Source organism: Neoroseomonas eburnea (genome assembly GCF_018129005.1).
Lineage (GTDB): Bacteria > Pseudomonadota > Alphaproteobacteria > Acetobacterales > Acetobacteraceae > Neoroseomonas > Neoroseomonas eburnea.
In genome coordinates, this window is sequence record NZ_JAAEDL010000001.1 from 111,956 (window position 1) to 134,183 (window position 22,228).

Genomic DNA, 22,228 nt, shown 5'->3' on the forward strand with positions numbered 1-22,228 from the left:
CTGGCGCGCCTTCACGGAGAGATCGAGGCCCTTCGATGGAATCCCCGACCACCCCTTCCTTCGCCTGCGCCGGGCGCCTGATCTGGGCGGAGCCTGATCCGGCCACGGATGATGCGGCGCTGCCGCAGCGCGGCCTCTCGCCGGTGGTGGACCGGCCCGACCGGCGGGTCCCCGCCTGGCTGCGGGCATGCTCGCTGTTGGCCCGGCCACGGTCCTACGGCGCGACGCTGCGCGAGGCCGGCGCCGTGCTGAGGGAGGAGATCGCGGCCCTGCGTCACGACCTCGCCGAGGCCCTGCGCGACACGCCGCGCCTGCTCGCGATCCATCCGGGCCTGACGGGCCTGTCGCGGGCCGGCTCGGTCGCCGTCTTCGTCCACTATGCCCCGCTGGCGGCGGTGAGCGGCATGGTGCTGCGCCGGATCGAGCAGCTCCGCGCCGAAGGCTTCGCGGTGGTCTTCGTCAGCAATGCGCCCGGCATCCCGCCCGTAGCGCTCGCGCGGCTCAGGTCCATGTGCGGCCTCGTGGTGCTGCGGCGCAACCACGGGCTCGACTTCGGTGCCTGGCACGATGTGGCGAAGCTGCTGCGCGACGCGGCGCCCACGATGCAGGAACTGCTGCTGGCGAACGACAGCGTCTGCGGCCCCTTCCGCGCCGAGGCGCCGATCCTCGAGGCCATGCGCGCCGCCGGCCACGGCCTGTTCGGCCTGACCGAGAACCTGGCGCCGCGGCCGCATCTGCAATCCTACTTCCTGCTCGCGCGAGGCCGGCCGGTCGTGGCGGACCTCCTGCGCTTCCTCGACGGCTACAGCGTGACCGCGAGCAAGCGCCGCACGATCCGCCGCGGCGAGGTCCGGCTGAGCGGCTGGATGCGCCGCCGCGGCCATGCCGTCGCCGCCTGGTGCGGCTACGAGGCCATCGAACGTGCGGCGCTGCTGCGTGTGGCGGCGCGGCGGCGGCTGCGCGCCCTTCTGCCCGTCGTGTTCCGCGGCATTCCGGAGGACAGTCCGGTCGAGACGGCGATGATGGGAAGGGCGCTGCGCCGGCTGCCGGTCAATGCCACCCATGTCTTCTGGCGGGAGCTGGTCGAAGAATTCGGCTTTCCCTACCTCAAGAGCGAACTGCTGCTGCGCAATCCGCTCGGTGTCTCCGACCTTGCCGACTGGCGCTGGCTCCTGCCGCCGCAAAGGGAGGAGATGAACATCATCGTCTCTTCCCATCTCGCGACCATGGCCCTCGCGCCGCGCGGACGGCGCGACGGGTGATCCCGCTCGATCCGGCCCTGTGGCACTGCGCCGGGCTCGCGGCGCGGCAACTCCTGCGGCTCTGCGTCGCCTGTCTGCGCGGCTGCCGCGCCCGGCCATGGTCGCGATCGGCCGCCGGAACCGCCAGGGTCGCGCTTCCGCGACGGGCGCGACGGCGATCCCGGGACCCGCGCCGGTCCGGCGCCAGGTGATGGCTTCCGAAGGCCTTGGGGCCTTTGCGGGGTGGTCCGGAGGGGGGGGGTGCCCCATGCGCGCGAACATGGAGCGACGAGGGAGCCGGCGAGGGGCCTTGCCCCTCTCCGATCGACAGCGCCACAAATCCGCGCGCAGGGGCCTGAACGCTCCCGGCGCGGCCGGTGCACCAAGGCAGGCGCGCCGGCATGCGGGGCGATTCCCACCCCGCATGCGAAGGGCGGATGGCAATGCCCGCCGAGGAAGGTCGTCGGTCTCCGTGTCCCCTGCGGGGGCCGTGGCCGCGCCCCGCGGGGCGGTCATCGTCCGGCGAAGCTTGGAAACCCCGACATCCTGCGCTACACCCCGCCCCCTGCCGCCGCGCGGCGCCTCGCGGGCGGGCGTGGTGGAACTGGCAGACACGCCGGATTTAGGTTCCGGTGGCGCAAGCCGTGGGGGTTCGAATCCCTTCGCCCGCACCAAGGCGCCGCCGGATTTACTCTAGCTGTTGGATGGACGTCCCTCGATGCAGGTCACCGAGCTCGCGAATGACGGGCTGAAGCGCGCCTACTCCGTCACCGTTTCCGCGGGCGACATCGCCTCCACGCGCGACAAGCGCCTTGCGGAGATCGCCAAGACCGTCTCCATGCCGGGCTTCCGCCCCGGCAAGGTGCCGATGTCGGTGGTGAAGCAGCGCTATGGCGCCGCCGTGCTCGGGGAGGTGCTGGAGCAGCAGGTCACCGACGCCTCCCGCAAGGTGGTGGACGATCGCGGCCTGAAGCCCGCGCTGCAGCCCAAGATCGAGGTCACCAACTTCGCCGATGGCGCCGACCTCGAATTCCGCATGGACCTCGAGGTGCTGCCCGAGGTGCCGATGCCCGATTTCGCCGGCATCGAGCTCGAGCGCCTGAAGGCCGAGCCGTCGGACGAGGCGGTGGACAAGGCGCTCGCGTCCATCGCCGAGCGCAACGGCACGCTTGAGGACGCCGAGCCGCGCGCGGCCGGCAAGGGCGACATCCTGGTCTGCGACTTCACCGGGCGCCTGCCGGCGGACCTGCTGAAGAACGGCCCGGGCCTCGGCGCCCGCCCCGGCAATCCGGGGGAGGTGCCGACCGACTGGTCGCTCGACCTCTCGGACGGGCTGGCGCGCGAGATCGCCGCCATCGGCACCGAGCGCGGCATGCCCTGGTTCGACGCCAAGGTGACCGGCACGGCGGGGGAGGGCGCCTTCATCCGCGTCTTCGCCAGCCGGCCGAACGGCCTCGCGGTGAAGCCCGGCGCCAGCTACACGCTGTCGATGCAGGCGCATGTCGCGGCCGGCGCGCTGCCCGAGGGTGCGCGCGCCCAGTTCGGCTTCAACGAGCGTTCGGCGGACGGCTTCCTGCGCAGCACCCGCGCGCCGTCGAGCCTCAACGCCTATGGCGACCGCGCGACCTTCGAGCTGGTGTCGGATCCGGCGCTCGCCTTCGCGCGCCCGGTGATCGAGATCAGCCTGCCGGCCGGCGCCGCGGTGGACCTGACGCTGCGCGTCGGCCCCGCCCGTGTCTTCGCCGGCGCCGAGGAGCCGGAGGCCCGCGCCTTCGCCGGCGGAGCCGCGTCGGACATGCCGATCGAGGTCGGCGGCCAGGGCTTCATCCCCGGCTTCACCGAGCAGATGGAAGGCCTGGCCCCGGGCGAGACGCGCGACATCGATGTCGTCTTCCCGGGCGACTACGGCTCGGCGGAGCTCGCCGGCAAGCATGCGCGCTTCACCGTCGTGGCCAAGGCGCTGAAGTCGCGCAAGGCGCGCGCGGTGGACGACGAACTCGCCAAGGCCGTCGGCATGGACGACCTCGCCGCGCTGAAGGACGCGATCCGCGGCTCGCTCCAGCGCGAGTACGATTCGCTGTCGCGCCTGCGGGTGAAGCGGGCGCTGCTCGACAAGCTCGCCGACAGCGCCTCCTTTGCCGTGCCGGACGGCATGGTGGAGGCGGAATTCGCCCAGATCTGGCAGCGCGTGGAAGCCGACCTGCGCGCCGGCCGCCTCGACGAGGACGACCGGGGCAAGGACGAGGAGACGCTGAAGACCGAGTACCGCGGCATCGCCGAGCGTCGCATCCGCCTGGGCCTGATGCTCTCGGAGATCGGCCGCGTGAACAACGTCCAGGTCGGCGCCGAGGAGATGGCCCGCGCCGTCCGCCAGGAAGCCTCGCGCTACCCGGGTCAGGAACAGCAGGTCATGGAGTTCTTCCGCAAGAACCCCCAGGCCGCCGAAAGCCTGCGCGCGCCGCTGTTCGAGGAGAAGGTCGTCGACTTCCTGCTCGAGCTGGCGAAGGTGACCGATCGCCAGGTCGCGCCCGAGGAACTCTCCGCCGCCTGACGCAGTGCCGGGGGCGGCGCGGGCGCCGGCCGGGATATCCGGATGGAAGGCCGTCGGGGCGCAGGTCCCGGCGGCCTTGCTGTTTCGCGCCGGCACGGTTGCGGCCGAGCCGGCGCCGTTTCCTGCATGTTTTTCATGCAGACGACGCAGGTCATCATCGACGGGTTCGATTGACGCGAGGAAATACGAAGCGGGTCGTGTGCTGCTGCTTGCGCGGCACAGGGCGCCTCGCCTAGATGCGAGGGAGAGAGAAACGAGCGGCCGGACAGGCCGCCAGGAATGGGGAGAGCATACAGGGTGTCCGACGCCATCCTTGAGACGGCGGGTCTGACGAAGGAGTTCCGGGGTTTCGTCGCGGTGAACGACGTCGCCCTGAGCGTCCGTCGCGGAACGATTCATGGTCTGATCGGCCCGAACGGCGCCGGCAAGACCACCTGCTTCAACCTGCTCACCAAGTTCCTGCAGCCGACGCGCGGGACCATCCGCTACGACGGGCGCGACATCACCGGCATGAAGCCGGCGGAGGTGGCGCGGCTTGGCCTGGTGCGGTCCTTCCAGATCTCGGCGGTCTTCCCGCACCTCACGGTGCTCGAGAACGTCCGCGTCGCCCTGCAGCGGTCGCGGGGCGGCTCCTTCGACTTCTGGCGCGCCGATTCGATCCTGCGCAGCTACGACGCCCGGGCGCGGGAACTGCTCGAGGATGTCGGCCTCTCGGCCTATGCGAACCTGACGGCGGGAGAACTGCCCTATGGTCGCAAGCGGGCGCTGGAGATCGCGACGACGCTGGCGCTCGACCCCGTGATGATGCTGCTCGACGAACCGACCGCGGGCATGACGCATGACGATGTCGGGCGGATCGTCACGCTGATCCGCCGCGTCTCCGCCGGCCGCACCGTGCTGCTGGTCGAGCACAACCTGACGGTCGTCTCCGGCCTGTGCGACTTCATCACCGTGCTGGCGCGCGGGCGGGTGCTGGCGGAAGGCGACTACGCCACCGTCGCGCGCAACCCCGACGTCGTCGCCGCCTATCTCGGCACCGAAGCCCCGACGGAGGCCGCCCATGGCTGACGTGCTCGCCGAACTGCCGATCGCGGCGCAGGACGGCAACGCGCCGCTGATGGTCGTGCGCGGGCTCGAAGCCTGGTACGGCGAGAGCCACGTGCTGCATGGCGTGAACCTCGAGATCCACGAGGGCGAGGTGGTCACGCTGCTCGGCCGCAACGGCGCGGGCAAGACGACGACGCTGCGCTCGATCATGGGGGTGGTGCCGAAGCGCAGCGGCTCGGTCCACTACGCCGGGCGGGAACTGATCGGCGCGCGGTCGGACATCATCGCCCGCGCCGGCATCGCCTATTGCCCGGAGGAGCGCGGCATCTTCGCATCGCTCGACGTCACCGAGAACCTGATGCTGCCCCCGGTGGTGCGCCCGGGCGGGCTGCCGCTCGACGAGATCTACGAACTGTTCCCCAACCTCAAGGAACGGGCACGCAGCCAGGGCACCAAGCTCTCGGGCGGCGAGCAGCAGATGCTGGCGATCGCGCGCATCCTGCGCACGGGGGCGAAGCTGCTGCTGCTTGACGAGCCCTCCGAGGGCCTCGCGCCGGTCATCGTGCAGCAGATCGGCCGCACGATCCGCGCGCTGAAGCAGCGCGGCTTCACCGTGCTGCTGGTCGAGCAGAACTTCCGCTTCGCCCAGACCGTCGCCGACCGCCACTATGTGATGGAGCACGGCAAGGTGGTGGACATGGTGCGCAACGAGGATCTCACCGCTTCGCTCGACCGGCTGCACGAATACCTCGGCGTCTGACGCCGGGACACCGACCAGCGGGCGGCGCGCGGACCGCGCTGCCCGATACCGACCAGGGAGACGACCCATGAGCCAGTTGTCGCGTCGCAGCCTTCTCGCCGCCGGGGCGGCCACCGCCGGGGCCGGCGCCCTGCCGCTGTCGCGCGCCCGCGCGCAGGCGGCGAACACCATCAAGATCGGCGTGCTGAACGACCAGTCCGGCCTCTACCGGGACCTCTCGGGGCCGGGCTCGACCGCCTGCGTCCGCCAGGCGGTGCAGGAACTCGGGGCGCTCGGCTTCAATGTCGAGGTGATCCAGGCGGACCACCAGAACAAGCCCGATGTCGGGTCCAACATCGCGCGGCAGTGGCTCGACCGCGACGGTGTCGACCTCATCATCGACGTGCCGACCTCCTCCGTCGCGCTCGCCGTGGCCGGCATCGTGCGGGAGAAGAACAAGGCCTACATCAACAGCACCGGCGCCTCCTCCGACCTCACCGGCGCGCAGTGCAGCCCGAACACGGTGCACTGGACCTACGACACCTGGATGCTGGCGAACGGCACGGGCAGCGCGATGGTGCGCGCGGGCGGCGACACCTGGTTCTTCATCACCGCCGACTACGCCTTCGGCCATGCGCTGGAACGCGACACGGCGAACTTCGTGCGCGCCGCCGGCGGCCGCGTGCTCGGCCAGGTGCGCACGCCCTTCCCGGGCACCACGGACTTCTCCTCCTTCCTGGTGCAGGCGCAGTCCTCCCGCGCCAAGGTGATCGGGCTCGCGAATGCCGGCGGGGACACCATCAACTGCATCAAGCAGGCGGCCGAGTTCGGCATCACCCGCCGCGGCGTGAAGCTCGCCGGGCTGCTGGTGTTCATCACCGACGTGCATTCCCTCGGCCTGCAGACGGCCCAGGGTCTGGTGCTGACGGAATCCTTCTACTGGGATCTCAACGACCGCACCCGTGCCCTCACGGCGCGCGTGCGGCCCTCCATGCCGAACAACGCGCCGCCGACCATGGCGCAGGCCGGCTGCTATGCCGGCGCGCTGCACTACCTGAAGGCGGTGAAGGAGATGGGCGTCGCCGCGGCCAAGGCCGATGGCGCGGCGACCATCGCGCGCATGAAGGCGATGCCGACCAATGACGACGCCTTCGGCGAGGGCACGATCCGCGTCGACGGCCGCAAGATCCACCCGGTCTACCTCTTCGAGGTGAAGAAGCCCGAGGAAAGCCGGGCCGCCTGGGACTACTACAAGGTCCTGCAGACGACGCCGGCCGACCAGGCGTTCCGCCCGCTTGCCGAGGGCGGCTGCGCGCTCGTGCGGACCTGACCGCCACCAATCCAGCGGTGGAGCGGGGCCGAACCCCGCCCGCCCTTCTGCCAACACCAAGGGAGCCACGTATGACGTCCATCGACCGCCGCAGCCTTCTCGCTGCCACTGCCGCGATCGGCGCGCTGCCGCTGCACCGCGCGCGCGCGCAGGCCGCGAACACCATCAAGATCGGCGTGCTGAACGACCAGTCCGGCCTGTACCGCGACGTCAACGGGCCGGGCTCGGTGGCCTGCGTGCGCCAGGCGATCGCCGATTTCGGCGCGGCGGCGAAGGGCATCAACGTGGAGGTGCTGGTGGCCGACCACCAGAACCGCCCCGATGTCGGCGTCAACATCGCCCGCCAGTGGATCGACCGCGACGCCGTGGACCTCATCCTCGACGTGCCGACCTCCTCCGTCGCGCTGGCGGTGAACCAGGTCGTGCGGGAGAAGAACAAGGCCTACATCAATTCCTCCGGTGCCACCTCCGACCTGACGGGGGCGGCCTGCTCGCCGAACACGGTGCACTGGACCTACGACACCTACATGCTGGCGAAGTCGACCGGCGGCGCGATGGTGCGGGCGGGCGGCGACGCCTGGTTCTTCATCACCGCCGACTACGCCTTCGGCCATGCTCTGGAACGCGACACGGCCGCCTTCATCCGTGCCGCCGGCGGCCGCGTGCTCGGCCAGGTGCGCACGCCCTTCCCGGGGACGACGGATTTCTCCTCCTTCCTCGTGCAGGCGCAGGCCTCCCGCGCGAAGGTGATCGGCCTCGCCAACGCGGGCGGGGACACCATCAACTCCATCAAGCAGGCGGCGGAATTCGGCCTGACGCGGCGCGGGGTGAAGCTCGCCGCGCTGCTGATGTTCATCTCGGACGTCCACGCGCTCGGCCTGGCGACGGCGCAGGGCCTCGTCTGCACCGAGACGTTCTACTGGGACCTCAACGACCGCACCCGCGCCTTCACCCAGCGCGTGCTGCCGTCGATGCCGCAGGGGCTGCGCCCGGGCATGGCGCAGGCGGGCTGCTACTCCGGCACGCTGCACTACCTCAAGGCAGTGGCCGACATGGGCGTCGCCGCGGCCAGGGCAAGCGGCGCCGAGACGATTGCCCGCATGAAGGCGATGCCGACCGACGACGACGCCTTCGGACCCGGCAGCATCCGCGCCGACGGCCGCAAGCTGCACCCTGCCTACCTGCTGGAGGTGAAGGCGCCGGGCGAGAGCCGTGGCCCCTGGGACTACTTCAAGCTGCTGCAGACCACCGCGGCGGACGAGGCGTTCCGCCCGGTGGCCGAGGGCGGCTGCCCGCTCGTGCGGAGCTGAAACCATGATCCTGCCGCGGCACGGGGGGAGACATCCCCGGCCGCGGCGCCACGGGACCGAAACAGGGAGGAAGTACGCATGATCGACCGCCGCACATTGCTTGCCGCAGGCACCGCCGCCGCCGTGATGCCCACGCCGCTGTCGCGCGCACGCGCGCAGGCGAACACCATCAAGATCGGCGTGCTGAACGACCAGTCCGGCAGCTACAGCTACATCGCCGGGCTCAACGGCGTGATCTGCGCCCAGGTCGCGGCACAGGAATTCGGCAATCGCGGCTTCAACGTCGAGATCCTCTCGGCCGACCACCAGAACAAGCCGGATGTCGGCGCCAACATCGCGCGGCAATGGCTCGACCGCGACGGCGTGGACATGATCCTCGACGTGCCGACCTCCTCGATCGGCCTCGCCGTCAACGGCATCTGCCGGGAGAAGAACAAGGCCTACGTCAATGTCGGCTCCGCCACCGCCGACCTGACCGGGCCGCAGTGCAGCCCGAACACCATCCACTGGGTCTACGACACCTACATGCTGGCGAAGTCGACCGGCGGGGCGATGGTGCGCGCGGGCGGCGACAGTTGGTTCTTCGTCACCGCCGACTACGCCTTCGGCCACGCGCTGGAGCGCGACACGACGAACTTCGTTCGCGCAGCCGGCGGGCGGGTGATGGGCGCCGTGCGCTATCCCTTCCCGGCGACGACCGACTTCTCCTCCTTCATCGTCCAGGCGCAGGCCTCCCGGGCGAAGGTCATCGGCCTTGCGAATGCGGGCCAGGATACGACCAACTGCATCAAGCAGATCGCCGAGTTCGGCCTCACGCGCCGCGGCACCAAGGTCGCGGCGCTGCTCATGTTCATCGCCGACGTCCACGCCCTCGGCCTTGACGTGGCGCAGGGGCTGGTGATGACCGAGAGCTTCTACTGGGACATGAACGACCGCACCCGCGCCTTCACCCAGCGCGTGCGGCCGCGCCTGAACAACGGCCAGGTGCCGAACATGGTCACCGCCGGCAACTACTCGGCCACGCTGCACTACCTGAAGGCGGTCGCCGACATGGGCGTGCCGGCGGCCAAGGCCTCGGGCGTCGATGTCATCAACCGCATGAAGGCGATGCCGACCGAGGACGACGCCTTCGGCCGCGCCTCCATCCGCCCCGACGGGCGGCGGATCATCCCTTCCTACCTCTTCGAGGTGAAATCCCCGGCCGAATCCCGCGGCCCGTGGGACTACATGAAACTGCTCCAGACCACCCCGGCGGAGGAAGCCTTCCGGCCCCTCACCGAGGGCGGTTGCCCCCTCGTGCGTTCCTGACAGGAGCCTTCCCACCGCATGGACGAGATCTTCGGCATCCCTGCACCGCTGCTCTTCGGGCAGCTGCTGCTCGGCCTCATCAACGGCGCCTTCTACGCGATGCTGTCGCTCGGCCTCGCGGTGATCTTCGGGCTGCTCAACATCATCAACTTCACCCATGGCGCCCAGTTCATGATGGGCGCCTTCGCGGCATGGATGCTGCTGGAATGGGCGGGGCTCGGCTACTGGTGGGCCCTGCTGCTGGTGCCGATCATCGTCGGCGCCTCCGGCGTCATCATCGAGCGGCTGATGATCAGCCGATTGTACAAGCTCGACCACCTCTACGGCCTGCTGCTGACCTTCGGCATCGGCCTGATCATCGAGGGCCTCTTCCGCAACGAGTTCGGCTCCTCGGGCCTGCCTTACCGCATTCCGGCGGAACTCCAGGGCGCCTGGGACCTCGGCTTCATGTTCATGCCGATCTACCGGGGCTGGGTGGTGGTCTTCGCGCTCTTCGCCTGCCTCGCGACCTGGCTGGTGATCGAGAAGACGCGCCTTGGCGCCTATCTCCGCGCAGCGACGGAGAACGCGCCGCTGGTGCAGGCCTTCGGCGTGAACGTGCCGCGCATGATCACGCTGACCTACGGCGCGGGCGTCGCGCTCGCCGCGCTCGCCGGCGTGCTGGCGGCGCCGATCTATTCGGTGAACCCGCAGATGGGCAGCAACCTCATCATCGTCGTCTTCGCCGTCGTCGTGATCGGCGGCATGGGCTCGATCCTCGGCTCGGTGCTGACCGGCTTCGGCCTCGGCATCATCGAAGGCCTCACCAAGGTGTTCTGGCCGGAGGCCTCGGCCACCGTCATCTTCGTCATCATGGCGATCGTGCTGCTCGCGCGTCCCGCCGGCCTCTTCGGGAGGGCCTGATCCATGGCGTCCGAAACCACTGCCGACGCCATCGTGCCCGCCGGGGCGGCTGCCCAGGGCTTCTGGGGCTTCACGCGGCCGCAGCTTGTCGCGCTGGTCCTGCTGGTGGCCGCCCTCGTGGTGGGGCCGTATTTCCTCTACCCCGTCTTCCTGATGAAGCTGCTCTGCTTCGCGTTGTTCGCCTGCGCCTTCAACCTGCTGATCGGCTATGTCGGGCTGCTCTCCTTCGGCCATGCCGCCTATTTCGGCATGGGCGGCTACATCGCCGGCCATGCCGCCAAGGTCTGGGGCTTCAGCCCCGAGGTCGCGGTGCTGGCCGGCGCCGCCGTCGCCGGCTTCCAGGGCTGGATCTTCGGCTGGATCGCGATCCGCCGTGCCGGCATCTACTTCGCCATGATCACCCTCGCGCTCGCGCAGATGATCTACTTCTTCTGCGTGCAGGCGCCCTTCACCGGCGGCGAGGACGGCATCCAGGCGATCCCGCGCGGCAGCTTCCTGGGCAGCGTCGGCCTCGCCTCCGACTGGTCGATGTACTGGTTCGTCGCCGGCATCTTCCTGATCGGCTTCCTGCTGATCCACCGCATCATCCATTCGCCCTACGGCCAGGTGCTGAAGGCGATCCGCGAGAACGAGCCGCGCGCGACCTCGCTCGGCTACCGGACGGACGACTACAAGCTGGTCGCCTTCATCCTCTCGGCGACGCTCGCGGGCGTGGCGGGCGGGGTGAAGGCGCTGGTCTTCGGCATCGCGACGCTCACCGACGTGCACTGGGCGATGTCGGGCGAGGTGGTGCTGATGACGCTGGTGGGCGGCCTCGGCACGGTGTTCGGGCCGGTGATCGGCGCCGCCGTCATCGTGACGATGCAGAACTACCTGGCCGAGATGGGCGCCTGGGTGACGGTCATCCAGGGCGGCATCTTCGTCACCTGCGTGCTGGCGTTCCGGCGCGGGATCGTGGGGGAGATCGCCAATCTGCTGCGGGTGAAGCTGTAGAAGGTCGGGGGAGGGGAACCTCCCCCGATCCCCCTCCCTTCCGTGTCCTTTGGAGACCGACCTCGGAGGTCAGTTCCCGAGTGCCAAAGAAGCTTGGGGGGCTCGGGGGGAAGTTCCCTTCCCCCCGTCTTTACGCCTGCCCCGCCTCTTGCCACGCTGCACCGCAGCAACGGCGATGAGGCCCCCATGGCGGCGAAGAAGTTCCATCTCGGCTGGTTCCTTCAGGGATCCTCGGTACAGGCCTGGGGCGAGCCCTGGACCGGCAACATCGGCACCGAATGGATGATGCCGGAGTTCTTCATCGAGATGACCCGCAATCTCGAGCGCGCCGGCTTCGACTACGTGCTGCTCGAGGATTCCTCCTACATCGGCGAATCCTATGGCGGCTCGCGGGAGATCTACCTCCACCACGGCCTGTCCGTGCCGCGCCAGGATCCGTCCATCGTCGCCGCGCTGCTGGCGCGCGAGACGAAGCGCATCGGCATCGTCACCACGCTCGGCACCTTCGCCTATCCGCCCTACCTCCTGGCGCGCCAGATCGCGAGCCTCGACCAGATCTCCTCGGGCCGCATCGGCTGGAACGCGGTGACCGGGTCTTCCGACTTCGCCGCGCGGAATTTCGGCCTGGACGGCATGCCGCCGCACGACACGCGCTACGATATCGCCGACGAATACATGGAGGTGGTGCGCAAGCTCTGGGGCTCCTGGGAGCCCGGCGCGATCGTCGCCGATCGCGAGACCGGCGTGCTGGTGGACCACACCAAGGTCCACGCCATCGACCATGAGGGCACCTACTTCAAGGTGCGCGGCCCGCTGAACTCCGGCCCATGCGTGCAGGGCCAGCCGGTCATCGCCCAGGCCGGCGGTTCGCCCCGCGGCCGCGAATTCGCCTCCCGCCACGCCGACACCATCGTCGCCATGGTCAAGGGCACGGCGGGGATGAAGGCCTATCGCGACGACATCCGCGCCCGCATGGCGGCCCACGGCCGCAACCCGGACGACTGCAAGGTGCTTTTCCTCGTCTCCCCGGTGATCGGCGACACCGAGGAGGAAGCGCGCGCGAAGCACAAGCGACGTCTCGCCACCACCGAGGGCCAGATCGCCAAGCGGCTCGCGCATCTGTCGAAGATCACCAATCTCGATTTCGGCGCCCTGCCGCTCGACAAGCCGCTCGGCACGCTCACCACCAACGGGCATCAGCAGTCGCTTGACGAGTTCCTCAAGAAGGCCGGCAACAAGACGCTGCGCGAGGCCGCCGAGATCTACTCCGACCACGGCTCCATCCAGCTCATCGGCACGCCGGCGCAGGTCGCCGAGCAGATGGGCGCGGCGATGGAGGAGATCGGCGGCGACGGCTTCCTCATCACCAGCAACGAAACCTCCCGCCGCGTCATCGCCGAGATCGCCGACGGCCTGGTGCCCGAGCTGCAGCGCCGGGGGCTGACCCGCAGCTCCTACGACCACGCCATGTTCCGCGACAACCTGCTGGCGTTCTGATCGGATCCGCCGGCAGGCGGGGCAGGGCGAGCCCCTCGCGCCAAGCGCCTGCTCCCGATCCGCCGATCCATCGGATCGGGAGGAGGCCCCGCGTGGACCCGGGAACCCGCCGGCCGTCGTGGTGACGGTCGGCGGGGCGGTGCCTATTTCGAGCCGTACACGTCCGGCACGTAGAGTTCCTCCGGCAGCGTCGCCCGCTCGTAGTCCGGGTTGAACACGCGCTCGGGCAGGTCCACCGGCTCGTGCGGCACCTCCTCGTAGGGGATCTTCGACAGCAGGTGCGCGATGCAGTTGAGCCGCGCCAGCTTCTTGTCGTTGCCCTCGACGATGTACCACGGCGCCTCGGGGATGTTCGTGCGTTCGAACATCGCCTCCTTCGCCTTGGTGTACTGCTCCCAGCGCACCCGGGACTGAAGGTCCATCGGCGAGAGCTTCCACTGCTTGATCGGATCGTGGATGCGCATGAGGAAGCGGTACTGCTGCTCCTCGTCGGTGATGGAGAACCAGTACTTCACCAGGATGATGCCCGAGCGCACCAGCATGCGCTCGAATTCCGGCACGTCGCGGAAGAATTCCTCGACCTGGTCCTCGTCCGCGAAGTTCATCACCCGCTCCACGCCGGCGCGGTTGTACCAGGAGCGGTCGAACAGCACGATCTCGCCGGCGGCCGGCAGATGCGGAACATAGCGCTGGAAGTACCATTGCGTCTTCTCGCGGTCCGACGGCGCCGGCAGGGCGATGACGCGGCAGGACCGCGGATTGACCCGCTGGGTGATGCGCTTGATCACGCCGCCCTTGCCCGCGCTGTCGCGGCCTTCGAACAGCACGACGACCTTGAGCCCCTTGTGCGTCACCCAGTCCTGGAGCTTCACCAGTTCCGCCTGCAGGCGCAGCAGCTCGCGGAAATAGAAGCCGCGCTCGAGCGAGCTCTTCTTCCGCCGCTGCTCGAGGACGCGCAGCGCCTCGGGGATGCGGCTGTCGTCGATCTCCTGCTCCAGCTCCTCGTCGAAATCGTCCTCCAGCTCGAGGTGCAGCCAGGGGCGATCTTCCATTCGATCAGCGTCGTCGGTCATCCTGCCGTTCCGGACCATGGGGTGCCCCATTGCTAGCGGCTTCGTGGGATGCCGGTGTGACGGTTTGGAGACGGCCAGGAGGCAGAATCGCCCGCGTCCTCCTCGCTCGCTCCCGGGGGGGCCGGTGGGCGCCGCGACCGGACGCGCCCGCCACGCCGGAAAGACCCCGGCGCGCCGCCTGCCGATCGCCGCACTGCCCACCCGGAAGGCAATGATTGCGGCCCGGTTGGGCGGCCAGCCCCGCCGCCGCGGATCGTTGCGCAGCCTGGGGGCTTGCACGATCGGGCTGCGCGGGCTCTTTGGAGCCATGGCTCGGCCGGTCACATCTTCTTGCGCGCGCCACGCGGGCCCCACTCGCCGGGTGAGGCCATGACGCCGGCGCTTGAGGTCATCGGCCTGACCCTCGACTTCCGCCAGGACGGGCGCGCCGTGCGCGTGCTGGACGGCGTTTCGTTCCGGGTGGAGCAGGGCAGGACCCTTGCCATCGTCGGTGAATCGGGCTGCGGCAAGTCGGTCACCTCGCTCGCCGTGATGGGGCTGCTCCCCGGGACGGCGCGGGTGGGCGGGGCGATCCGCCTCGGAGGGCGGGAGCTGACCGCCCTGTCGCCCGAGGAACACCGCAGGCTGCGCGGCGGCGAGATGGCGATGATCTTCCAGGAGCCGATGACCAGCCTGAACCCGGCCTTCACCGCCGGCGAGCAGGTGGCCGAGGCCCTGCGCCTGCACCAGGGCCTCGACAAGGCCGCCGCCTTCGCCGAGGCCGTGCGCATGCTCGACCGCGTGCGCATCCCCGATGCGGCGCGCCGGGCGCGGCAGTACCCGCACCAGCTCTCGGGCGGCATGCGCCAGCGCGTGATGATCGCCATGGCGCTCGCCTGCCGCCCGAAGCTGCTGATCGCGGACGAGCCGACCACCGCGCTCGACGTCACCGTGCAGGCGCAGATCCTCGCGCTGCTCGACGAGATGAAGCGGGAAACCGGCACCGCCGTGGTGCTGGTGACGCACGACCTCGGCGTCGTCGCCGACCATGCCGACGAGGTCGCGGTGATGTATGCCGGCCGCATCGCGGAACAGGCGCCGGCCGCGACGCTCTTCGCGCGCCCCGAGCACCCATACACCGCCGGCCTGCTCGGCGCCGCGCCGGGGGAGGGGGAGCGTGGCGAGCGCCTGGCCAGCATCGAGGGCACCGTGCCGGACCTGCGCAACCCGCCGCCCGGCTGCCGCTTCGCGCCACGCTGCCCCTTCGCGGTGGCGCGTTGCGAGGCGGAGGCGCCGCCACTCGCCGAGGTCGCGCCAGGGCATGTCTCGGCGTGCTGGCGGGCGCCGCTGGATGGCGTGCTGGAGGCGGCATGAGACAGGCAGAAAGGTCGGGGGAGGGGAACCTCCCCCGAGCCCCCTCCCTTCTTTGTCCTTTGGAGACTGACCTCGGACGTCACTTCCCAAGTACCAAAGAAGGTTGGGGGGCTCGGGGGGAAGTTCCCTTCCCCCCGACTTCCCGATGACCCCCTTGCTCTCCCTCGACGGCCTGGTGAAGCGCTTCCCGGTGCGCGACGCCCTCGGCCGCCGTGCCGGTGCCGTGCATGCGGTGGACGGCGTCTCGCTCTCCGTCGCGCAGGGCGAGGTCCTTGCCATCGTCGGTGAATCCGGCTGCGGCAAATCGACGCTCGGCCGGCTGATGCTCAACCTCATCGAGCCCGACGCCGGCACCGTCCGGTTCGCCGGCGAGGATCTGACGAAGCTCTCCCCTTCCGCATTGCGCGCCCGCCGGCGCGACATGCAGCTCATCTTCCAGGATCCTTTCGCGAGCCTCGATCCGCGCATGACGGTCGAGCAGGCGGTGGCCGAGCCGCTCCGCCTGCACCGCATCGTGCCGCGAAACCAGGAACGCGCCCGCGTCGCCGACCTGCTCTCCCGCGTCGGGCTGCGGCCGGAACTCGCGCGCCGCTGGCCGCATGAATTCTCCGGCGGCCAGCGCCAGCGCATCGCCATCGCCCGCGCGCTCGCCAGCCAGCCGAAGCTGATCGTCGGCGATGAACCGGTCTCCGCGCTCGACGTCAGCGTGCAGGCGCAGGTCGTCAACCTGCTGTCCGACCTGATCCGCGACCTCGGCCTGACCTTCGTGCTGATCAGCCACGACCTCGGCGTGGTGCGCCACGTCGCCGACCGGGTGGCGGTGATGTACCTCGGCCGCATCGTCGAGGAAGGCCCGGCGGAGGACGTGCTCTCCGCGCCGCGGCATCCCTACACGCGCGCGCTGCTCGCCGCCGTCCCGGGGCACGGCATCAAGGCACCGCCGATCGAAGGCGACGTGCCGTCCCCCATCGCGCCGCCGCCGGGCTGCCGCTTCCATACCCGATGCCCCTTCGTCGAGGAGCGATGCCGCGTCACGCAGCCGGAACTCACAGACGGCACCCACCGCGTCGCCTGCCACCTGGCCGGGCGCCTGCCGCCGGCCCCGCCGCGGCCGGAACGCCTTGCCGGTGGCGAGCGCCTGCGGCGCCTGCAATCCTTCTTCCGGGCACCTGCCCCCCAACAGGGAGCGCACCAATGAAGACGACCATCAAGGCCATCCTCGCTGCCGCCGCGGCGATCATTCCCGCCGCCGTCACGCTCGCCCCCGCCGAGGCGCAGAACCTGCGCATCGGCCTGCGCGAGGACCCGGACATCCTCGACCCGACCCTGTCGCGCACCTATGTCGGCCGCATCGTCTACATGGCGCTGTGCGACAAGCTGTTCGACATCAACGAGCGGCTCGAGGTCGTGCCCCAACTCGCCACCGGCTTCCGGTGGGAGAACCCGACGACGCTGCTCATCACCCTGCGCGACGGTGTGCGCTTCCATGACGGCGAGGCGATGGACGCCGAGGCCGTCCGCTACTCGCTGAACCGCCACCTGACGCTGCAGGGATCCTTCCGCCGCAGCGAGATCTCGGAAGTGGACCGCATCGAGGTGGTGGACCCGCGCACGGTGCGGATCGTGCTGAAGACGCCGTCCGCCTCGTTCCTCTCGGCGCTGACCGACCGCGCCGGCATGATCGTCAGCCCCAAGGCGGCCGAGGCGCTGGGGCGCAACTTCGGCACCCGCCCCGTCTGCGCCGGCCCCTTCCGCTTCGTCGAGCGCGTGGCGCAGGAACGCATCGTCGTCGAGCGGTTCCGCGAATACTGGGATGCGGCGAACATCCACTTCGACCGCGTCACCTACCTGCCCATCCCCGACAACACGGTGCGCCTCGCCAACCTGCAATCGGGCGCCGTCGAGTTCGTCGAGCGGATGGAGCCCGACGACATGGCCACCATCGGGCGCAACCGCAACCTGCGCGCGCTGGCGGTGGACGAGCTCGGCTACCAGGGCATCACCATCAACATCGGCAACGGGGAACGCGCGAACAATCCGCTCGGCCGCGATGCCCGCGTCCGCCAGGCCTTCGAGCTGGCCATCGACCGCGCGGCCATCAACCAGGTGGTCTATGAGGGCATGTACACGCCGACGCGGCAGCCCTTCCCGCCGGCCAATCCCTTCCACGTGCGCGACTTCCCGCCGACCCAGCGCAATGTCGAGCGCGCCCGAGCCCTGCTGCGCGAGGCCGGCGTGACCACGCCCGTGCAGATCGAGATGACGGTCCCGAACAACCCCGACCTCCGCCAGGTGGGGGAGGTGATCCAGTCCATGGTCGCCGAGGCCGGGTTCAACCTTTCCCTGCGCGCGATGGAGTTCGCCTCCTCGCTCCAGGCGGCGACCCGGGGCGAGTTCCAGACCTACCTGGTTGGCTGGTCCGGTCGCACGGATCCGGACGGCAACATCTACACCTTCACCCGCACCGGCGGCGGTCAGAATGACGGCCGCTATTCCAACCCGGAGGTCGATCGCCTGCTCGATGCGGCGCGCACCGAACTCGACGTGGAGAAGCGCCGCGATCTCTACGCCCAGGTGCTGCGCATCGCCTTCGGCCAGGATGTGGGACGCATCTATCTCTGGCACCGAAAGAACGTGATGGCGCACACCGCGCGGCTGACGGGCTACCGGCCGATCTCGGACGGCATGATCCGACTGCAGGGCATGAGGATTCAATGAGCATGCGCGCCGAGGCCTTCGCCTCGTCGCCCTCGGGTGCCGGCGCCGCACTCACGTGCGGCCAGGCCTGCGCGGTTGCGCCGGCGGCATCTGATCGTCCGGGCGCGGGCGCGCGTTGCGCTCCCGGATCGCGCATGCGCGCGATCCGCCGACTGCCGCGTGTCTTGGCCGCCCCGCTGCCGGCGCCGGCCGCGGGGACGCCCTAGATGGGCATCTGGCTGCTGCGCAGGGTGGGGCAGGTCATCCCCACCCTTCTGATCCTGTCGATCCTGATCTTCGGGCTGCAGCAGCTCATGCCAGGCGACCCGGCCGTCATCCTGGCCGGAGAGGAGCGCGGGGACCCCGCCGTGCTGGCGCAGATCCGCGCCGAGCTCGGCCTCGATCGCCCGATCTACCGGCAATACGCGATCTGGATGTCGAAGGTCCTGACCGGCGATTTCGGCTTTTCCTGGCGCATCCGCGTGCCGGTCAGCGAGCTGATCCTGGCGAAGCTGCCGGTCACCTTCCAGCTCGCCTCCATGGCCTTCGTCATCGCCATCCTGATCGGCGTGCCGCTCGGCATCCTCTCCGCCGTGCGCAAGGACACGCCGGCGGACTGGGCGGCGAACGGGATCGCGCTGTTCGGCATCTCGACGCCGAACTTCTGGCTCGGGATCATGATGATCCTGCTGTTCAGCGTGGAACTGGGCTGGCTGCCGCCGTCCGGCTACGTGCCGCTGACGGAAGACCCGGTGCAGTCGCTCGCCACCACCATCATGCCGGCCTTCGTGCTCGGGACGGGCGTGGCATCCGTGCTGATGCGCCATACCCGCGCGGCGATGCTGACGGCGCTGTCGCAGGACTATGTCCGCACCGCGCGCGCCAAGGGGCTGAAGGAGCGCGTCGTCGTCTGGAAGCACGCGCTGCGCAATGCGCTGATCCCGGTGATCACGCTCGGCGCCATCGAGTTCGGCCGCCTGCTGGCCGGTGCCGTGCTGACCGAGCAGATCTTCACCATCCCGGGTTTCGGCAAGCTGATCGTCGATGCCGTGTTCAACCGCGACTATCCGGTGGTGCAGGGTGTGGTGCTCGCGACCGCGCTGATCTTCGTCCTGCTCTCCCTGGTCGCGGACATGCTCTACATGGCCATCAACCCGCGCCTGAGGAACGCGTGATGGCGTTCCTCAGCCGCTTGTCCTTGGATTGCCTCAGGCGCCGTCGCGCGCATCCGCGCGCCTGGCTTGCGCGCCGCGCACCGGCGCATCGGCGGCCGCTGCCGGTCCGGGCGCGGTCGCGCCTTGCGCCCGTTCTGCCGTGCTGCCCCATGCTTGGCCGGCAAGGGCCGCCCCGCCCCATGTCTGGTCATGGTTTCGGAAGGCCTTTCGGCCCATGCGCGCCCGATGCCGATGCGAGGCACCGGCAATGGGAACCCGGCCGGGGAGGCCTGGGGGGGCAGCGCCCCCGCAATTCCGGACCATCGACGCCATGAGCGCCACCGCCGCCGCCATCCCCGCCGGCGAAAGCCCGACCCGCCGCGCCATCAGGCGCTTCCTGCGGCACCGCCTGGCCGTCTTCGGCCTGGTCGTCGTCCTCGCCTTCGTGCTGGTGGCGATCCTCGCCCCGCTGATCGCGCCCTACGACCCCTTGCAGACCTCCTGGGCGCGCATCCGCAAGCCGCCTTCGATGGAGCACTGGTTCGGCACCGACGAGAACGGGCGCGACGTGCTCTCCCGCGTCATCTGGGGCGCGCGGGCCTCGATGATGGCGGGCGTGGTCTCGGTGCTCGGGGCGCTGCTGATCGGCGTACCGCTCGGGCTGCTGGCGGGCCTTGCCGGCGGCTGGACGGATGCGCTGATCTCCCGCGTCGCGGACGCCATGCTGTCGGTGCCCTTCCTGATCCTGGCGATCGCGCTCGCCGCCTTCCTCGGGCCGGCGCTGGAGAACGCGATGCTCGCCATCGCCATCACCGCGAGCCCGGTCTTCGTGCGCCTGTCGCGCGGCATGGCGCTGGACGCGAAATCCACCGACTGGATCGAGGCCGCCCGCGCCCTCGGCAACCCCGCCTGGCGCACCGCCTTCGTCCACGTGCTGCCCAACATCATCCCGCCGCTGCTGGTGCAGGCGACGCTCGCCATCGCCGAGGCCATCATCGCCGAGGCGGCGCTCTCCTTCCTCGGCCTCGGCCAGCAGCCGCCGAACCCGTCCTGGGGGTCGATGCTGAACTCGTCGCAGCGATTCCTGACCCAGGCGCCCTGGTTGTCGATCTTCCCCGGCCTGACCATCATGGTCGTCGTGCTGGCATTCAACCTGATGGGCGACGGGCTGCGCGATGCGCTCGACCCGCGCGCGGACAAGACATGATCGAACTGCGATCGGCGCCCGGCGACCTGCCGCGCGGGCGCCGCATCTACGCCATCGGCGACATCCACGGCACGGCGGACCGCCTGCGCGACCTGCACGCGCAGATCGCGGGCGACCTGAAGCGCCGCCCGGCCGGCTCGGCGCTGCTGATCCATCTCGGCGACTACGTGGACAAGGGCACCGACAGCCGCGCCGTGCTCGACTACCTGATCGAGCAGGATCCCGTGCCGGGCCTGCCGACCATGTTCCTCTGCGGCAACCACGAGGAGACGATGCTCGCGGCGCTCTCGGGCGACAGCGCCGCGGCGGCGGACTGGCTCTGGGGGGGCGGGCGCGCGACGCTCGATTCCTGGGGCGTCGATCCCGCGACGCCCCGCGAATCCTGGCCGGACCACTTCGCCCCGCAGCATTTCCGCTTCCTGCGGAGGCTCGGGCTGTGGCACCAGGAAGGCGGCTACCTCTTCGTCCATGCCGGCATCCGGCCCGGCATCGCGCTCGAGGACCAGTCGCGGGAGGACCTGCTGCGCATCCGCCACGACTTCCTGGGCAGCGAGCGCGACCACGGCTTCGTCGTGGTGCATGGGCATACGGCAGGTTTCCAGCCGGTGGTGCGCGACAACCGGATCTGCGTGGACACCGCGGCGTGGTCCGGCGGGCCGCTGACCTGCGCGGTGCTGGAAGGCGACCGGCTCGGATTCCTGCAGGCTTAGAACGGCCGCCCTCGGCATCGGGCCACGGCAGCCGCTCCGGTCCTGCGCCGTCACGACTGTCTTGCCCGGCGGGGTGGTCCCAGGCGGTCGGGATGTGCGCAAGTGCCGGCGCTGCGCAGCTCGCGGGATCGTCTTCGCAGGGGGGGCGGTCCGGCAGGCCGCTGAGGGCAGGGGCCGATGGCCCGGGGAGGAAGCCACGGGGAGGGCGGACGGGGAACGCCGGGCGGCGAAAGGGGCGAGGCTCCGCCTCGCGCTCCGCTCGGGGGCGCCGCCCCCGAGACCCCCGCCAGGGGACCGGGTCCCCTGGACCTCCATCTTCAGCCGCGTCGGACCGGGCCGGCGGCCATGGTCGCGTCGGCGCCCGGGGCAGGCGGTGCCAGGAAGGAGAGGTCCATCCAATAGGGGCCATCCGGCTGCGAGGGGTCGAACTGCACCTGCACCGCCGTCATCTGCCGCATCTGCGGCACAGGGTCGAACGGCAGGGGCGCGCTCTCGAACAGACGAGCCACGCCGCTGCGCGGATCCTGCCAGCGCGCCTGCACGTACCATCGCGGTCCCTCGCGCGTCAGTTCCCGCCGCAACCCGGCCAGCGGCACCGCGAAGGAGGGCAGCGCCGCCACGGCCGCCGCCGCGACCCCACGGCGGCCGAAGACGCGCATCGTCAGCACTCCGAAGCCGGCGAAGATCGCGCCCATCCCGCCGAGCAGCGTCGCCACGAACCAGCTCTCCATGAAGCCGGCCATTGCGGCGCGCTCCGGGCGCGCCGGGTCGTAGCGCACCCGCACCGCCTCGCCCACCGTGCAGCAGGGCGGGTTGGAGGCGACCGAGCCCTCGGCCCGCACCTCCTTTCCGTTCGGCAGGTTGAAGGCGAAGACCGGCGTGTAGGTGCGGGAACTGCGCCCGTCACGGTCGCGGCTGCTGCGCGTCAGCATCTGCACCACGCGGCCATCGGTCTCCACGGCGACGCGGCGGAACTGGATCTCCGACCAGGCGGCGAAGCCGGACCCGGCCAGCAGCCCGAACCCGACCAGCAGCAGGATCCAGGAGACGATGCGCGTCATCCTCCCGCCGTGGCTCACCGTCGTCGTCCGGTAGGTGACCTGCATGGGCTCCTG

17 protein-coding genes, 1 tRNA gene and 2 pseudogenes are annotated in these 22,228 nt (G+C 70.3%); 18 read left to right on the forward strand and 2 right to left on the reverse strand.

The features are described 5' to 3' along the window. Positions 1–35 precede the first annotated feature (35 nt). From GXW74_RS00545 to GXW74_RS00600, 12 genes and pseudogenes are all read left to right on the forward strand, one after another. The gene (locus GXW74_RS00545; RefSeq protein ID WP_211844320.1) at positions 36–1,262 is read left to right on the forward strand and encodes a rhamnan synthesis F family protein; all 1,227 of its coding nucleotides are present in this window, start codon (positions 36–38) and stop codon (positions 1,260–1,262) included. A gap of 568 nt (positions 1,263–1,830) precedes the next feature. Beyond that, positions 1,831–1,915: transfer RNA gene (locus tag GXW74_RS00550), tRNA-Leu, on the forward strand. Positions 1,916–1,959: 44 nt separating this feature from the next. Continuing rightward, positions 1,960–2,328, forward strand: a pseudogene (locus GXW74_RS28730) (trigger factor); the annotation flags it as partial. A 684-nt stretch (positions 2,329–3,012) separates the two neighbouring features. Beyond that, positions 3,013–3,792: pseudogene (gene tig, locus GXW74_RS28735) on the forward strand (trigger factor); the annotation flags it as partial. A gap of 297 nt (positions 3,793–4,089) precedes the next feature. Then, positions 4,090–4,860 carry an ABC transporter ATP-binding protein gene (locus GXW74_RS00565; RefSeq protein WP_338148101.1) on the forward strand — a complete coding sequence of 257 codons (771 nt, stop codon included), beginning with the start codon at positions 4,090–4,092 and terminating at the stop codon, positions 4,858–4,860. Next, a complete protein-coding gene (locus tag GXW74_RS00570; protein WP_211844322.1) occupies positions 4,853–5,599 on the forward strand; it encodes an ABC transporter ATP-binding protein in 747 nt (248 codons plus the stop codon). Before GXW74_RS00565 ends, GXW74_RS00570 begins: the two co-directional genes overlap by 8 nt. A 67-nt stretch (positions 5,600–5,666) precedes the next feature. After that, positions 5,667–6,908, forward strand: a complete 1,242-nt coding sequence (locus GXW74_RS00575) for an ABC transporter substrate-binding protein (RefSeq protein ID WP_211844323.1) — start codon at positions 5,667–5,669, stop codon at positions 6,906–6,908. 71 nt (positions 6,909–6,979) lie between these two features. Next, on the forward strand, positions 6,980–8,218 hold the full coding sequence (locus tag GXW74_RS00580) for an ABC transporter substrate-binding protein (protein WP_211844324.1): 1,239 nt from the start codon (positions 6,980–6,982) through the stop codon (positions 8,216–8,218). 78 nt (positions 8,219–8,296) lie between these two features. Beyond that, on the forward strand, positions 8,297–9,526 hold the full coding sequence (locus GXW74_RS00585) for an ABC transporter substrate-binding protein (protein ID WP_211844325.1): 1,230 nt from the start codon (positions 8,297–8,299) through the stop codon (positions 9,524–9,526). Between the two features lie 18 nt (positions 9,527–9,544). Next, a complete protein-coding gene (locus GXW74_RS00590; RefSeq protein ID WP_211844326.1) occupies positions 9,545–10,429 on the forward strand; it encodes a branched-chain amino acid ABC transporter permease in 885 nt (294 codons plus the stop codon). A gap of 3 nt (positions 10,430–10,432) precedes the next feature. Next, positions 10,433–11,422 (forward strand): branched-chain amino acid ABC transporter permease, encoded by a 990-nt coding sequence (locus tag GXW74_RS00595; protein WP_211844327.1) that lies wholly within the window; start codon positions 10,433–10,435, stop codon positions 11,420–11,422. A gap of 186 nt (positions 11,423–11,608) precedes the next feature. Beyond that, entirely contained in the window at positions 11,609–12,919 is a 1,311-nt protein-coding gene (locus GXW74_RS00600; protein ID WP_211844328.1) for an NtaA/DmoA family FMN-dependent monooxygenase, read from the forward strand. A 143-nt stretch (positions 12,920–13,062) separates the two neighbouring features. On the opposite strand, the gene ppk2 is transcribed toward GXW74_RS00600, so the two are convergent. Further along, positions 13,063–13,992, reverse strand: a complete 930-nt coding sequence (gene ppk2 / locus GXW74_RS00605) for a polyphosphate kinase 2 (RefSeq protein ID WP_246522705.1) — start codon at positions 13,990–13,992, stop codon at positions 13,063–13,065. Positions 13,993–14,361: 369 nt separating this feature from the next. Here ppk2 and GXW74_RS00610 point away from each other — a divergent pair, with 369 nt between their 5' ends. From GXW74_RS00610 to GXW74_RS00635, 6 genes are all read left to right on the forward strand, one after another. Then, positions 14,362–15,345, forward strand: a complete 984-nt coding sequence (locus tag GXW74_RS00610; RefSeq protein ID WP_211844329.1) for an ABC transporter ATP-binding protein — start codon at positions 14,362–14,364, stop codon at positions 15,343–15,345. Positions 15,346–15,490: 145 nt separating this feature from the next. Continuing rightward, on the forward strand, positions 15,491–16,543 hold the full coding sequence (locus GXW74_RS00615; RefSeq protein WP_211844330.1) for an ABC transporter ATP-binding protein: 1,053 nt from the start codon (positions 15,491–15,493) through the stop codon (positions 16,541–16,543). Continuing rightward, positions 16,540–18,063, forward strand: a complete 1,524-nt coding sequence (locus GXW74_RS00620; RefSeq protein ID WP_211844331.1) for an ABC transporter substrate-binding protein — start codon at positions 16,540–16,542, stop codon at positions 18,061–18,063. The genes GXW74_RS00615 and GXW74_RS00620 overlap by 4 nt, the downstream gene beginning before the upstream one ends. A 206-nt stretch (positions 18,064–18,269) precedes the next feature. Then, on the forward strand, positions 18,270–19,217 hold the full coding sequence (locus tag GXW74_RS00625) for an ABC transporter permease (protein WP_211844332.1): 948 nt from the start codon (positions 18,270–18,272) through the stop codon (positions 19,215–19,217). Positions 19,218–19,527: 310 nt separating this feature from the next. Next, complete coding sequence (locus GXW74_RS00630) at positions 19,528–20,403, forward strand: ABC transporter permease (RefSeq protein WP_211844333.1); 876 nt, start codon at positions 19,528–19,530, stop codon at positions 20,401–20,403. Next, positions 20,400–21,113: a metallophosphoesterase gene (locus tag GXW74_RS00635; protein WP_211844334.1), complete on the forward strand. Its 714-nt coding sequence runs from the start codon at positions 20,400–20,402 to the stop codon at positions 21,111–21,113. Before GXW74_RS00630 ends, GXW74_RS00635 begins: the two co-directional genes overlap by 4 nt. A 317-nt stretch (positions 21,114–21,430) precedes the next feature. Here GXW74_RS00635 and GXW74_RS00640 read toward each other — a convergent pair whose 3' ends face one another. Then, the gene (locus tag GXW74_RS00640) at positions 21,431–22,219 is read right to left on the reverse strand and encodes a DUF3592 domain-containing protein (protein ID WP_211844335.1); all 789 of its coding nucleotides are present in this window, start codon (positions 22,217–22,219) and stop codon (positions 21,431–21,433) included. Positions 22,220–22,228 lie beyond the last annotated feature (9 nt).